This is a genomic window from Faecalibacterium sp. (assembly GCF_052358865.1).
In the GTDB taxonomy this organism is placed as follows: domain Bacteria; phylum Bacillota; class Clostridia; order Oscillospirales; family Ruminococcaceae; genus Faecalibacterium; species Faecalibacterium butyricigenerans.
Window position 1 is genome coordinate 1 of sequence record NZ_DAWCVJ010000067.1, and the last position, 13,144, is coordinate 13,144.

Below are 13,144 nucleotides of genomic sequence, written 5' to 3' on the forward strand. Positions count from 1 at the left end.
CCCCAGAGGCCTACTGGCCCATCCACCGCCCCGCTCCCAGCTATGAGGAGCAGCAGTCCACCACCGAGATCCTCGAGACCGGCATCAAGGTCGTTGACCTCATCTGCCCCTACGCCAAGGGCGGCAAGATCGGCCTGTTCGGCGGTGCCGGTGTCGGCAAGACCGTCCTCATTCAGGAGCTGATCTATAACATCGCCACCGAGCACAACGGCTACTCGGTGTTCACCGGTGTCGGCGAGCGCACCCGTGAGGGCAACGACCTTTACGGCGAGATGACCGAGAGCGGCGTCATCAACAAGACGGCGCTGGTCTACGGCCAGATGAACGAGCCTCCCGGAGCACGTATGCGTGTGGCACTGTCCGGCCTGACCATGGCGGAGTACTTCCGCGATGTCAAGAATCAGGACGTGCTGCTCTTCATCGACAACATCTTCCGCTTCACGCAGGCTGGCTCTGAGGTGTCGGCTCTGCTGGGCCGTATGCCCTCCGCCGTCGGCTACCAGCCCACGCTGGCCACCGAGATGGGCGCGCTGCAGGAGCGCATCACCTCCACCCGCAAGGGTTCCATCACCTCGGTGCAGGCCGTCTACGTCCCCGCCGACGACCTGACCGACCCGGCCCCTGCCACCACCTTCACCCATCTGGATGCCACCACCGTTCTGAGCCGCGACATCGCCTCTCAGGGCATCTACCCCGCTGTGGACCCGCTGGACTCCACCAGCCGCATCCTCAGCCCGGAGGTCGTGGGTCAGGAGCATTATGAGATCGCCCGCGCCGTCCAGAAGGTGCTGCAGCGCTACAAAGAGCTGCAGGACATCATCGCCATCATGGGCATGGACGAGCTGAGCGAGGAAGACAAGCGCACGGTCAGCCGCGCCCGCAAGGTGCAGCGCTTCCTGAGCCAGAGCTTCCACGTTGCAGAGCAGTTTACCGGTATGCCCGGCCAGTACGTCCCGCTGAAGGAGACGCTGCGCGGCTTCCGCATGATCCTGAACGGCGAGTGCGACGACCTGCCCGAGAGCGCCTTCCTGTTCGCGGGCACCATCGACGATGTGTTCGCTAAGGCGAAGAAGGGGTAAACCATGACGACCTTTCATCTGACGGTGGTCACACCGGACGGCTGCGCCTTTGAGGGGCAGGCCGAGCGTGTGGTCTGCCGCGCCATCGACGGCGACCTCGCCATTCTGGCCAAGCACGGCGACTACTGCACCGCACTGGGCATGGGTGAGGCGCACATCGTCGATGCCGACGGCCAGCGCCGCTGTGCCGCCTGCATGGGCGGGATGCTCACCGTGCTGGACGGGGAGGTGCGTCTGGTGGCCACCACATGGGAGTGGGCCGAGCAGATCGACCACGCCCGCGCCGAGGCGGCGAAAAAGCGTGCCGAAGAGCTTCTGGCCCGCAAAGACCTCGACCGCCGCGAGTACGAGATGGCACAGGCCCGCCTCAAGCGTGCGCTGGTGCGTACCTCCATCAAGAATTGACCACAGGAACGAAAAAACCGGGGTCCCGTCAGGGATCCCGGTTTTTTTTTGCGGTAGAGCAGCTCAGAGCATATTTGCTTTCTCGATGAGGCTGCGGATGTGGTGGGCCAACATCTCGATGGCGGTGGTGTTCTCGCCGCCGTTGGGCACGATGATGTCCGCGTTCCGCTTGCTCGGCTCGACGAAAGCCTCGTGCATGGGCTTGACGGTGGTGAGATACTGATGGATGACGCTGTCGAGGGAGCGGCCGCGCTCCTTGACGTCCCGCACCAGACGGCGCAGGATGCGCTCGTCGGCGTCGGTGTCCACGAAGATCTTATAGTCGAACATGGCGCACAGCTCCGGCTCCACGAAGGGCAGGATGCCCTCCACGATGAGGACGGGGGCCGGCTCGATGTGCTGCACCTCGTTGCTGCGGTTGTGGTCGGCGTAGTCGTACACCGGGCAGTCGATGGCGCGGCCGGCCTTCAGCTCCTGTAAGTGGTAGATGAGCAGGGCGTTGTCGAAGGCGTCCGGGTGGTCATAGTTCAGCTTGCAGCGCTCCTCAAAGGGCAGCTCGTCGTGGCGCTTGTAGTAGCTGTCGTGGGAGATGAGGCGCACTTCGTCCTCCCCGAAAAGCGCCTTGAGCCGACAGGCCAGAGTGGTCTTGCCGCTGCCGGAGCCGCCTGCGATGCCGATGATGAGATTGTTCATGTTCCAAAAACCTCCGCGTGCCGATTGTGGTGGAAAAAATCCCCCAAGTGGGGTATAATATCCTTATCCTACATAATAACACATTTCGCTCTGTTTTGACAGGGCCGAACACCTGCTGGGAGGCATTTTGATGAAAAAAATCGTTCCTGCCCCGTACATCGACCAGACCGAGCGCTGGGTCAACGGCTGCGAGAGCATCAGCAGCGTTATGCTGCTGCAGGCCGTGGGCATCGGCATCGACCCCGATACCTTCATCGCCCGCGACCTGCCCCACGCCCCCTACTGGGAGCAGGACGGCAGGCTCTACGGCCCCGACCCGTGGCAGGTCTACCCCGGAGACCCCCACGACCACACCGGCTACGGCTGCTACGCGCCCTGCATCGTGAAAGCGCTGAACAGCGCCTTGGAGCACGAGGGCGCAGCCGACCGGTTCGAGGTCGTGGACGAGAGCGGCAAGACGGCGGCCCAGCTGTGCAGCTACCTCGACGCAGGGATGCCGGTGGTGTTCTGGGCCACACTGGACTTCCAGCCTGTGCCCGAGAAGCGGGACCACTGGCTGCTGGCCGACGGCACCGACTTTGCATGGAAGTGCAACGAACACTGTCTGCTGCTGGTGGGCTATGACGAGGAAAATTACTGGTTCAACGACCCATGGCACGACCACGGCGTCTGCCCCCAGCCCAAGCAGCTGGTGGAGGACTGCCACGCGGCGCAGGGGATGTTTGCCGTCACCCTCCGCCCGAAAGGAGAAGCATGAAGAAGGAAAACTTTTCGCAGAACATGAAAGACCGGATGCAGCAGTTTGAGGACGGCGGCCTCCGGCTCCTGAAAAAGGGCCAGAAGGGGATCGTCCACGCCATCTTCAGCCGCTTCGGGCTGGTGCTGCTGCTGATGCTGCTGCAGGTCGGGGTGCTGTGGGGCGTCTTCCGGTGGTTCGGCACCCTGCTGCCCCATTACTTCGGCGGCAGCGTTGCGGTATCGGTCTTCATGGTGGTCTACATCCTCAACAGCCGGATGGACAACAGCGCCAAGATCACATGGATGGTCACCATCGCCATCCTGCCCGTGGTGGGCGTGCCCCTGTTTTTCTACGTCAAGAGCAACTTTGGCCACAACGCCCTTCAGAAGCGGGCGGCCAGCCTCACCGAGGAGGCCCGGGGCTTGCAGCCCCAGCCCCTCGCCGCAGCAGAGGCGCTGGAAGAGGCCGACCCCGGCGCGGCCTCGCTGGCACGGTATCTCCACGGCAGGGGCGGCGGCTTCCCGGTCTACCAGAACACGGAGGTGACCTACTTCCCCGGCGGCGAAGCCAAGTTCGCAGAGCTGCTGCGCCAGCTGGAAAAGGCAGAGCGATACATCTTTCTCGAGTACTTCATCATTGACGAGGGCCTCATGTGGGGCAGGATCCTCGAGGTGCTGGCCCGGAAAGCCGCCGAGGGCGTGGACGTCCGGGTCATGTACGACGGCACCTGCGAGTTTTCGACCCTGCCCCGGGACTATCCCCGCCGCCTTGAAAAGCTGGGCATCCAGTGCCGGGTGTTTGCGCCCGTCCAGCCCTTCGTCTCCACCCATTACAACTACCGCGACCACCGGAAGATCCTCGTCATCGACGGAAAGGTGGGCTTCACCGGCGGCGTGAACCTCGCCGATGAGTACATCAACCACATCGAGAAGTATGGCTGCTGGAAGGACGCCGCCGTCATGCTGGAGGGGGAGGGCGTCCGGACGCTGACCATCCTCTTCCTTGAGATGTGGAGCATCCGCCGGGAGTCGGAGTTCGATAAATTCCTCTCTGCGCCGCCCTATTCGGTCCCGGCAAAGGGCTTCGCCGCCCCCTACGGCGACTGTCCGCTGGACGGGGAGCGGGTGGGCGAGATGGTCTACATCGACCTGCTCAACCGCGCCAAGCGCTACATCCATATCATGACGCCCTACCTCATCCTCGACGGCGAGCTGGAAACGGCCCTCAAGTTCGCGGCAGAGCGGGGCGTAGACGTCCACCTCATCCTGCCCCATGTGCCGGATAAAAAGTTCGCCTACGCGCTGGCAAAGACCCATTATGCCTCCCTGCTGGACTCGGGGGTCAGGATCAGCGAGTGGCTGCCCGGCTTTGTCCATGCGAAGGTCTTTGTAGTGGACGACTGCGAGGCCGTGGTGGGCACCATCAACCTCGACTACCGCAGCCTCTACCACCATTTTGAGGATGCAGTCTGGATGAAGGACACCGCCTGCATCCCCGCCATCGAGAAGGATTTCCAGAAAACGCTGGAATTCTGCCGCGATGTCGAGCCGACCCGGGAGAGCATCTGGGAGGGCAAGACCCTGCTCCATCTGGCGGGTGTGCTGCTCAAAGTCATCGCGCCGCTGCTGTAAAGAAACCTCTCCGTCAAAGCCTTTGGCTTTGACGGAGAGGTTTCTCTTATCACAAATAATCCTTATCCAGCGAGAAGCCCCGGCCGCTGACCTCGGTGACATGGCTCACGATGAGGAAGCAGGTGGGGTCGATGCTGTGGGCCAGCTTTTCCAGCCGGGGCAGTTCCCGGTTGGACACGATGCTCAGCAGCACCGCGCTGGGTTCGCGGGTGTAGCCGCCCTCGCCGTGGAGGATGGTCACGCCGCGGTCCAGCTGGGCGAGGATGGCGGCACAGATGGCGTCGGACTGGCTGCTGACGATCTTCACTTCGGTGCGGCTGGCACCCAGCATCAGCATCTTGTCCATGACGATGGTGTGGATGAGCACCATCACGACGCCGTAGAGCACCTGCTGCACCGGGCTGAACACGGCCTGCATCAGCAGCACCGCGATGTCAAAGGTCAGCATGGTGGCCGACACCGGCAGCTTGAACCACTTGTTGAGCACCAGCGGCGGGATGTCGAGACCGCCGGTGGATGCGCCGGAGCGGATGACAAGGCCCAGCGCCACGCCGATGCCGAGGCCCGAAAAAACGGTGCAGAGGAAGATGTCCTCCGTCAGCACCCGGCCTGCCAGCAGCCCTTCAAAGAGGCCGAGAAAGGCCGGGCTGAGGACGCTGCTGGCCAGAGTGTTGAGGGCAAAGGCCCGGCCAAGGACCGCCCAGCCCCAGACCAGCATAGCAAGGTTGATGAAAAGCAGCAGCCCCGAGACGGGCAGCCCCGTCAGCCGCCCGATGGCCAGCGCGATGCCGGTGGCACCGCCGGTGATGAGGCCCGCAGGCTCGAGGAAGAGGGCCACCGCCAGCGAGTAGAGCGCATTGCCGAAGAGGATGGAGGCCCAGGTCCGGGCCAGCTGTTTCCAGTGCGTATTCTGAATCATATCATTTGCCTCCCGTATCATCTCTTCTATCATACCGGAAACCGGCAAAAAAATCCACGCCCGGCGGCCTGCCGCGGCGTGGATTTTTGTTCATCCGACAGATGAAAGCCCCACTGGCTCAGTCTTCGTCCAGCAGACGCAGACCGGCGGTGTCGGTGACGGGCAGGGAGAAGACGATGGCACCGGCCTTCTTGTCTGCCCCGTCCATGATGGACTTCATGATCTGGTTCTTTTCGCTGGTGCGGGCGACGATGAGCACCAGCTCCTTCTCGTTCACGAGGTCGATGCCCATGAACTTGGCCGCACCCTCCATGCCGGTGCCCTTGGCGTGGATGACGGTGCCGCCGCCGGCCCCTGCGGCGCGGGCCGCGTCCATGATGGAGCCGGTGTAGCCCTGATTGGCGATGACGAGAAGCAGGTCGTAACGGGTATCTTTCAAGGTGCTTTCCTCCTTCAGCTCAAGGGTCTGGTGCTCGGTGAGGAACAGCAGGGCGCGCTTGCCGCCGATGCTGCTCACCGGGACGATGAATGCGATGCCGGTGCCCGGCACATCGATGCGCATCTGACGGCGCAGGGCTTTCTGGATGCGGGGCCAGCTGTCCGCCGTAATGACGGCAAAAAGAACGGCCTTTTCGGTCTTTTCCAGCCCGAGGGTGGAAAGCGTCTCCTGAATGGCGGTGCCTGCGCCCACGGTGCGCAGGCTGACATTGACGCCGAAGCTCTGATAAAGCTTTAAAAAGGCGTCTGTCGTGGGGCGGTCGGTGATGGTGACCAGCCAGTAGAGCGTATTCACGGCAAGACCTCCTTACAGCTCGATGATGGCGTCGTCCGGCAGGTCAGCCAGCAGGGCGGCAGTGTCCAGCAGGGGCTGGGCGCTGCGGGCCTTGCGGGTCTTGAGCTGGGCCACAAGGCCCATGAGCTGGACGGTGATGAGGGGGGTCATGGCGACCATGGCCACCACGCCGAACGCGTCGGTGACGATGTTGCCGCCCACGGCGATGCAGGCCCCCTGCGCCAGCGGCAGCAGGAAGGTGGCCGTCATGGGGCCGGAGGCCACGCCGCCGGCGTCGAAGGCGATGGCAGTGTAGAGCTTCGGCACCACAAAAGAGATGCTGATGGCGAAGAGGTAGCCCGGGATGAGGAACCAGAGGATGGAGATGCCGGTCAGCACCCGCACCATCGCAAGGCCCACCGAGAGGGAGACGCCTGCCGAGAGGGCCGCGCCCATGGTCCCGGCGGAGATGGCACCGTCGGTGACTTCTTCCACCTGCTTGTTGAGGACATAGACCGCAGGCTCGGCCCGGACGATGAAGTAGCCGATGAGCATCCCGATGGGGATGAGGAGCCAGCGGCTGCTCTGGCCACCCAGCACCTGACCGAGGTAGTTGCCGGCGGGCATGAAGCCGATGTTCGCGCCGGTGAGGAAGAGCACGAGGCCGATGTAAGTGTAGACGAGGCCCACCCCGATGCGGCCCAGCGTCCGCCGGTCGATGCGGAGCGCCACCAGCTGGAAGATGCCGAACATCACGATGATGGGCAGCAGGGAGAGGGCGATCTCGTGCAGATAGGTGGGCAGTCCCTCGCCGAACAGCTGCCACAGCTCCACCGAGTCACCCACTTCGGGGATGACGGGCGGGATGTAGCTGCTCTCGCTGGCGTTGAAGACGATGCCGAGGATGAGGACGGCGAGGATGGGGCCGACGGAGCAGAGGGCCACAAGGCCGAAGCTGTCGTCCGCTGCGTGGCGGTCAGAACGGATGGCCGAGACACCGACGCCCAGAGCCATGATGAAGGGAACGGTCATGGGACCCGTAGTGACGCCGCCGGAGTCAAAGGCTACGGCAAGGAACTCCTTCGGTACGAAGGCGGCCAGAAAAAAGATGGCTGCGTAGAAGAACACCAGCAGCCGGGGCAGCGGGATGCTCAGCAGCATACGCAGGAAGGCCATGACGAGGAAGAGGCCCACGCCCACGGCCACCGAGAGGATGAGGGTCATGTTGGGGATGGAGGGCACTTGGTTCGCAAGCACCTGCAGATCCGGTTCCGAGATGGTGATGAGGAAGCCCAGCAGGAAGCCTGCCCCGATGATGAGGAAGATGTTCTGGCTGCGGGTGAGCATGGCACCGACCCGCTCGCCCATCGGCGTCATGCTCATCTCTGCGCCCAGCGTGAAGAACATGATGCCGACGACGATCATGGCCGCACCCAGCAGAAAGCAGAGCAGGATGCTCGGGGAAACGGGGGCGATGCTGAAACAAAGGATCAGCACGATGGCCGCGATGGGCAGGACGGCCTGAAGCGCCTCCAGCAGCTTTTCCCGGAGCTTGGGGAGGGATGATCTGATAATGGTGTCCACCAGCCTTTCTCACCCGGCAGCAGGGCCGCCGGGCGTTCAAAAATGAGAAATGTATCCTTTATAAGTATACAAAAACAGACAAAAGTACGTCAACAGGAGAATGGCTAAGATTGGCAAAGACATATAAATGTTACAAAAAAGGCTGCTTGACAGGCAACCTCTCCGTTACGCCTGCGGCGTGCCGAAGCCCGGCCTTGCTGAGCGAAGCGGGACGGAGAGGTTTATGGCAAACAGCCTTTTCAATATACAATGTTAGATGCCCTGCTTCGTCAGAACGTCGGAAGTCGGGGTGGAGAACACCGGGATGTCGGCGTAGGGGTCGGGGGCGGTGTCGGCGGGCAGGGACTTCATGTAAGAGTCCATCGACTCGGCCACCTTCTTGGCGATGGCGACGGCTTCGACGACGGTGCGTGCGCCCATGACGGCGTCGCCGCCGGCGAACACGCCCTCACGGGTGGTGCTGCCATCTTCGTTGACGGTGAGCAGACCGCGCTGGTTGGTCTCGATGCCGGTGGTGGTCTTGACGAGGGTGCTTTCGGAACCCTGACTGACCGAGACGATCACGCCGGTATGGGGGTAGAAGGTCTCGCTGCCCTCCACCTGCGTGAATCTGCCGTCCTCGCCTTTTACGGTGTCGCGGCAGATGATGCCGTTCTCCCGGATCTCGACGGGGGCCTTGCAGAAGCGGAAGCCCACGCCCTCGAGTTTTGCGTACCGTACCTCGTGCTCGGAGGCGCTGATGCACTCCTCGTCGCGGCGGGCGTAGCAGGTGACGTGGCGTGCGCCGTTGCGGATGGCGGTGCGGGCACAGTCCATGGCGGAGTTGCCCACGCCGATGACGGCGATGTCATCGCCCAGCTGGAAGGCCTTGGAGTTGGCGAGGTAGTCGATGCCGAAGGCCACGTTGCCCAGCGTCTCGCCCTTGATGTGCATGGCGTTGGCCTTCCAGAGGCCCGCGCCGATGAAGACGCTCTTGTAGCCGTCCCGGAACAGGTCGTCAATGGTGATGGTCTTGCCGATGGCGGTGTTGGGGCGGACATGGATGCCCTTCAGCTCGAGGTGACGGTACTGGAAATCGTCCAGCACGCTGTCGGGCAGGCGGTAGTTGGGGATGCCGTACCGCATGACGCCGCCGATCTTGTCCCGGGCGTCGAAGATGGTGATGTCATAGCCCCAGCGCGCCAGCAGGACGGCGACGGTCAGGCCCGCAGGCCCCGAGCCGACCACAGCGGCCTTCATCCCGTTCTTGGGGGCGGGGCCGGAGGTCATCTTATTGGCGTAGGTGGTGGAGATGTAGTCCTCGATGATGGAGAAGTGGACGGGGTCGTGGCTGGGCATCCGGTTGCGGACGCAGTGGCCCTCGCACTGGTTCTCATGGTTGCACACGAGGCTGCACACAGTGGTCAGGGGGTTGTTTTCGAAGAGCATCCTGCCGGCGTCGTCCAGATGATTGTCCTTGAGCAGACGGATGACCTCGGGGATGTTGGTGTGGATGGGGCAGCCCTGCTGGCACAGCGGCTTTTTGCAGCCGAGGCAGCGGTTGGCTTCGTCCAGAACGTGAAGTGCCATGGTTCCTCCTTGTGCCTGTTGTACAGGCGGTGTGTTGTATCCAAGTTTCTTTACTATAATACACCGAAACCGCCTCGGCATACAAGTGCCGAAATGACAAATTTTGCAGAAAAATTTCTGTCATTACGTCAAAAAGATATTTTTTTGACGAAGTAAGCTGCCCATCGCCTCGGGCGAGACACGGCAGAGCGCGCCGAAATCGGCGGCGGCAAGCTGGGCTTCGGCCATCCGGACGCAGGCCTCGCCGGACTCCCGCAGGCGGGCCAGCGAGTGGGAGGTGGGGAGGGAGCAGCCCTTTAAAAAAGGAAGTGCGTCCTTCCGCCCGCCCAGCAGATGGAGATAGGGCGGAAGAGAAGGGAAGCTGTCGGCGGCGTAGCCCAGCGCGGCGTCCATGGCGAGGCGGCGCATCCGCGCCCGGGGATAGCGGACGGTGGTGAGGGCGTCCAGAAGGCCGTCGTAGGTGGTGCTGGCCCGGACGGCGGCTTCCAAGCGGTGCTCCAACCCCTCGGAGATGCCGCGTACCTGCCCGAAGGGCGTCTCGCCCCGGCAGGCGGACCGGAGAAGGGCCAGCTCGCACCGCCCGGCGGCGGAAAAGTCGGTGTACTGCCCGGCGGCGTGAGCCTCCCGGTAGAGGGGGAAGACCGCCTCGGGCACATAGGGTGCGATGGCCTCTGCTCCCCCCTCAGCCCAGAGGCGGCGGAGGGCGCTGGCACTGGCGAAGGAGCCGTGGGCGGCGTGGAGGGCCTCGCCATGGCCCGCGCCCTGCCGGGGCAGGGGATGGGCCTCCATCTGAGGCGCAAGACAGCGGATGGCCCGGCAGTACTCGACGGCGAGGTTGTTGTTGGGCTTGTCGAGGAGGGCGGCCACCCGTCCGTCGGGAGCAAGCTGAGCCGCTGCGGCCTGCCGTGCGGCGGCGAAGCTCTTCGCCCCGCCGGAGAGCTGGGCTTTGAGGGCGGCGCGGTAGGCGTCGCTGTCCAGAAGGGCGGCGGCTTCCATCAGGAGGGCAGCGTCGGGGGTCTCGGCCCCGAAGACCAGCCCATCGCACCCAGCGGCGGACAGCAGGGCTACACCCGCCCGGGCGAAGGCCTCCGCCCCCGCGCAGGCGCAGGGGGCAGGCAGGGCGAACACAAGGTCGGCTCCGCAGGTGAGCGCGGCCAGGGTGCGGACGGCCTCGGGCAGGAGGGGCAGCGCGCCCCGCTGCACAAGAGAGCAGCTCATGGCGACGGCGATGTGCTCTGCGCCCAGCAGCTTTGCCTGAGCCAGCTGCCACGCGTGGCCGTTGTGGAAGGGGTCGTATTCGGCGATGATACCGGCAAATTTCATGGCGTGACCTCAAAAGTTTGTGAAATATCTGTCATACTGCATGGAGAAACGGGCCTGAAGAACGGGATTCTGGGCAGGATGTACAAAAAGCCCGGAGACATTGTAGCAGGCTTTGCCGCCATTGCGGCTTGAAAACCGGCTGACCCTATTATATAATAATTCTAGGAATCTGTAAAATTCTGCTCTTTCGGGGGCGGACAAAAACATATCTGGAGGAAACAAGAAGATGAAAATTCTGGTTATCAACTGTGGCTCTTCTTCCCTGAAATATCAGCTCATCGATATGGACGGTGAGAAGGTGCTGTGCAAGGGTCTGTGCGAGCGCATCGGCATGGAGAGCAGCATGATCACCCATGAGGCCAACGGCCACAAGGCTACCACGCCCGCCATCTTCCCCACCCACACCGAGGCTTTTGCTGAGGTCGTGAAGAAGATGACCACCGGCGAGGGCAAGTGCATCGACGATGTCAGCGAGATCAGCGCCATCGGCCACCGCGTCGTCCACGGCGGCGAGAAGTTCAAGGCAAGCTGCCTGATCACCGACGAGGTCGTCAACACCATCCGCGAGCTCAGCCCTCTGGCTCCTCTGCACAACCCCGCAGGCATCCTCGGCATCGAGGCAGCCCGCAAGGTGTTCGGCAACGTCCCGATGGTCGCTGTCTTCGACACCGCTTTCCACAGCACCATGCCCCCGAAGGCTTATATGTACGCCATCCCCTACGAGTACTATGAGAAGTACGGCGTCCGCCGCTACGGCTTCCACGGCACCAGCCACAAGTACGTCGCGCACAAGGCTGCTGAGTATCTGGAGGAGCCGATCGAGCGTCTGAAGCTCATCACCTGCCATCTGGGCAACGGCTCTTCCATCGCCGCTGTCGATCAGGGCAAGGTCGTGGATACTTCCATGGGCATGACCCCGCTGGCCGGCCTGATGATGGGCACCCGCTGCGGCGACCTCGACCCCTCTGTGGTCAACTACCTGAAGTACACCCTGAACATCACCGGCCACGAGCTGGACGAGATCCTGAACAAGAAGTCCGGCCTGCTGGGTATCTCCGGTGTTTCCAGCGACAAGCGCGACGTCGAGGAGGCTGCTCTCCACGGCAACAAGCGCGCTCAGCTGGCTTCTGATATGCTGAACTACCAGATCAAGAAGGTCGTCGGCAGCTACATCGCCGCTATGGGCGGTGTGGACGCGATCGTCTTCACCGGCGGCATCGGCGAGCACGACGAGATCGCCCGTGCAAAGGTCTGCCACCACATGGATTGGCTGGGCATCCGCATCGATACCGAAAAGAACGAGCATCCCGTGGGCGATGTCTGCGACATCACCGCATGGGGCGCCAAGGTCCGCACTCTGGTCATCGCCACCGACGAGGAGCTGATGATCGCCCGCGACACCAAGGAAGTCATCGAGAAGTAATTTCCGCCTGCAATATTACAGTGCGCGAAGGCCGCACCGCTCCCGCAAAGGGGTGGTGCGGCCTTTTTGTGGTTTTGCACGAGCAAAATCCGTCTTATTATGCTGAATGCACAAAAAAGGGGACGAGGGTGTGTTTTTTGGTTGACAAATCAAAAAAAGAACGGTACAATAGGAGAGTCCTCAGTCCGAGGACGTTTACTCATTCAAGCCCCTGGTAAGCTTACGATCAGCGCTATGGTCCCTAAAAACCAAAGGTATGGTTACAATCCTTCCGTGGGCAAGAACTAAACAAAGAGGAGATACTACTATGTTCGAAGACAAGACTTTAGTTTGCAAGGACTGCGGCAAGGAGTTTGTTTGGACTGCTGGTGAGCAGGAGTTCTACGCATCCCGTGGCTTTGAGAACCAGCCCCAGCGCTGCAAGCCCTGCCGTGATGCCCGCAAGAACGGCGGCGCACGCAGCAACGGCGGTGAGCGTCAGATGTTCGACGCTACCTGCGCAGCTTGCGGCAAGGCTTGCAAGGTTCCCTTCCAGCCCCGTGAGGACCGTCCGGTCTACTGCTCTGACTGCTTCGCTCGCATGAAGCAGAACTAAGCGCTGATTCTATAATCTGAAGCTTAACGGCCCCCGCACTGTGCGCAGTGCGGGGGCTTTTGTCTTTTGGGGATAGGGGGTGGCAGTGCGCGCTTGTGGCGCGGGGGTAGAGCGCGGTTACGCGGGGTTAAGTTCTCTTTTGCGTGCCAAAAGAGAACCAGAAAAGCACCCGCTACTTTCGAGGCGCGGGAGGCACGAATCAAGGGCTACTCGCCCTTGATAATCCCGGAGGAGTTGTCGAAACGGAAAAAAGCTGGCCGCTGCGCTAAAAGCTTTTTTCTCGTTTCTCCGATTTGCTGCTTCGCAGCTGGTGTTACCTCTCTGCTGACGGTAGCGTCCAGCAGAGACGTGAAATCTTCGGCGGAGCCGTAAATAGGAGAAGCACAAAAAAATGCGTTTAGCGAAGCGGCTA

At 62.4% G+C, this 13,144-nt stretch carries 13 protein-coding genes; 6 read left to right on the plus strand and 7 right to left on the minus strand.

The features are described 5' to 3' along the window. Nucleotides 1-1,079, plus strand: a 1,079-nt coding sequence (gene atpD / locus ACT8X9_RS10285; protein WP_444268906.1) for a F0F1 ATP synthase subunit beta, incomplete at its 5' end; no start/stop codon positions are given. Nucleotides 1,080-1,082: 3 nt separating this feature from the next. Further along, nucleotides 1,083-1,484 (plus strand): ATP synthase F1 subunit epsilon, encoded by a 402-nt coding sequence (atpC, locus tag ACT8X9_RS10290; protein WP_227621662.1) that lies wholly within the window; start codon nt 1,083-1,085, stop codon nt 1,482-1,484. A gap of 63 nt (nt 1,485-1,547) precedes the next feature. On the opposite strand, the gene udk is transcribed toward atpC, so the two are convergent. Beyond that, a complete protein-coding gene (gene udk, locus ACT8X9_RS10295) occupies nt 1,548-2,177 on the minus strand; it encodes a uridine kinase (RefSeq protein WP_227621661.1) in 630 nt (209 codons plus the stop codon). Between the two features lie 130 nt (nt 2,178-2,307). On the opposite strand from udk, the gene ACT8X9_RS10300 reads away from it, so the two are divergent. Together ACT8X9_RS10300 and ACT8X9_RS10305 are read left to right on the plus strand one after the other, a co-directional pair. Next, complete coding sequence (locus tag ACT8X9_RS10300; RefSeq protein WP_249233671.1) at nt 2,308-2,934, plus strand: C39 family peptidase; 627 nt, start codon at nt 2,308-2,310, stop codon at nt 2,932-2,934. Continuing rightward, nucleotides 2,931-4,547 (plus strand): phospholipase D-like domain-containing protein, encoded by a 1,617-nt coding sequence (locus ACT8X9_RS10305; RefSeq protein WP_227621658.1) that lies wholly within the window; start codon nt 2,931-2,933, stop codon nt 4,545-4,547. The genes ACT8X9_RS10300 and ACT8X9_RS10305 overlap by 4 nt, the downstream gene beginning before the upstream one ends. Before the next feature lie 49 nt (nt 4,548-4,596). Here the strand turns inward: ACT8X9_RS10305 and ACT8X9_RS10310 are convergent, their stop codons facing one another. From ACT8X9_RS10310 to ACT8X9_RS10330, 5 genes are all read right to left on the minus strand, one after another. After that, nucleotides 4,597-5,466: a YitT family protein gene (locus tag ACT8X9_RS10310; RefSeq protein ID WP_444268907.1), complete on the minus strand. Its 870-nt coding sequence runs from the start codon at nt 5,464-5,466 to the stop codon at nt 4,597-4,599. Nucleotides 5,467-5,584: 118 nt separating this feature from the next. Then, nucleotides 5,585-6,259: a P-II family nitrogen regulator gene (locus tag ACT8X9_RS10315; protein WP_227621656.1), complete on the minus strand. Its 675-nt coding sequence runs from the start codon at nt 6,257-6,259 to the stop codon at nt 5,585-5,587. Between the two features lie 12 nt (nt 6,260-6,271). Continuing rightward, nucleotides 6,272-7,822, minus strand: coding sequence for a DUF1538 domain-containing protein (locus ACT8X9_RS10320; RefSeq protein WP_444268908.1), 1,551 nt, complete (start codon nt 7,820-7,822; stop codon nt 6,272-6,274). 252 nt (nt 7,823-8,074) lie between these two features. Further along, the gene (locus ACT8X9_RS10325) at nt 8,075-9,391 is read right to left on the minus strand and encodes an NAD(P)-dependent oxidoreductase (RefSeq protein WP_444268909.1); all 1,317 of its coding nucleotides are present in this window, start codon (nt 9,389-9,391) and stop codon (nt 8,075-8,077) included. A 123-nt stretch (nt 9,392-9,514) separates the two neighbouring features. After that, the gene (locus ACT8X9_RS10330; protein ID WP_444268910.1) at nt 9,515-10,714 is read right to left on the minus strand and encodes a nucleotidyltransferase family protein; all 1,200 of its coding nucleotides are present in this window, start codon (nt 10,712-10,714) and stop codon (nt 9,515-9,517) included. Between the two features lie 226 nt (nt 10,715-10,940). Here ACT8X9_RS10330 and ACT8X9_RS10335 point away from each other — a divergent pair, with 226 nt between their 5' ends. Beyond that, nucleotides 10,941-12,137, plus strand: a complete 1,197-nt coding sequence (locus ACT8X9_RS10335; protein WP_227621651.1) for an acetate/propionate family kinase — start codon at nt 10,941-10,943, stop codon at nt 12,135-12,137. Nucleotides 12,138-12,444: 307 nt separating this feature from the next. Then, the gene (locus ACT8X9_RS10340) at nt 12,445-12,732 is read left to right on the plus strand and encodes a zinc-ribbon domain containing protein (protein ID WP_227621649.1); all 288 of its coding nucleotides are present in this window, start codon (nt 12,445-12,447) and stop codon (nt 12,730-12,732) included. A 206-nt stretch (nt 12,733-12,938) separates the two neighbouring features. On the opposite strand, the gene ACT8X9_RS10345 is transcribed toward ACT8X9_RS10340, so the two are convergent. Continuing rightward, nucleotides 12,939-13,144, minus strand: a 206-nt coding sequence (locus ACT8X9_RS10345; RefSeq protein ID WP_444268911.1) for a hypothetical protein, incomplete at its 5' end; no start/stop codon positions are given.

What these genes read in the sequence shown, in the direction of transcription:
- ACT8X9_RS10335 (WP_227621651.1), top strand. Translation starts at nt 10,941, where the DNA reads ATGAAAATTCTGGTTATCAACTGTGGCTCTTCTTCCCTGAAATATCAG.
- ACT8X9_RS10330 (WP_444268910.1), bottom strand. Translation starts at nt 10,714, where the DNA reads ATGAAATTTGCCGGTATCATCGCCGAATACGACCCCTTCCACAACGGC.
- ACT8X9_RS10325 (WP_444268909.1), bottom strand. Translation starts at nt 9,391, where the DNA reads ATGGCACTTCACGTTCTGGACGAAGCCAACCGCTGCCTCGGCTGCAAA.
- ACT8X9_RS10340 (WP_227621649.1), top strand. Translation starts at nt 12,445, where the DNA reads ATGTTCGAAGACAAGACTTTAGTTTGCAAGGACTGCGGCAAGGAGTTT.
- ACT8X9_RS10305 (WP_227621658.1), top strand. Translation starts at nt 2,931, where the DNA reads ATGAAGAAGGAAAACTTTTCGCAGAACATGAAAGACCGGATGCAGCAG.
- atpC (WP_227621662.1), top strand. Translation starts at nt 1,083, where the DNA reads ATGACGACCTTTCATCTGACGGTGGTCACACCGGACGGCTGCGCCTTT.
- ACT8X9_RS10300 (WP_249233671.1), top strand. Translation starts at nt 2,308, where the DNA reads ATGAAAAAAATCGTTCCTGCCCCGTACATCGACCAGACCGAGCGCTGG.
- udk (WP_227621661.1), bottom strand. Translation starts at nt 2,177, where the DNA reads ATGAACAATCTCATCATCGGCATCGCAGGCGGCTCCGGCAGCGGCAAG.
- ACT8X9_RS10310 (WP_444268907.1), bottom strand. Translation starts at nt 5,466, where the DNA reads ATGATTCAGAATACGCACTGGAAACAGCTGGCCCGGACCTGGGCCTCC.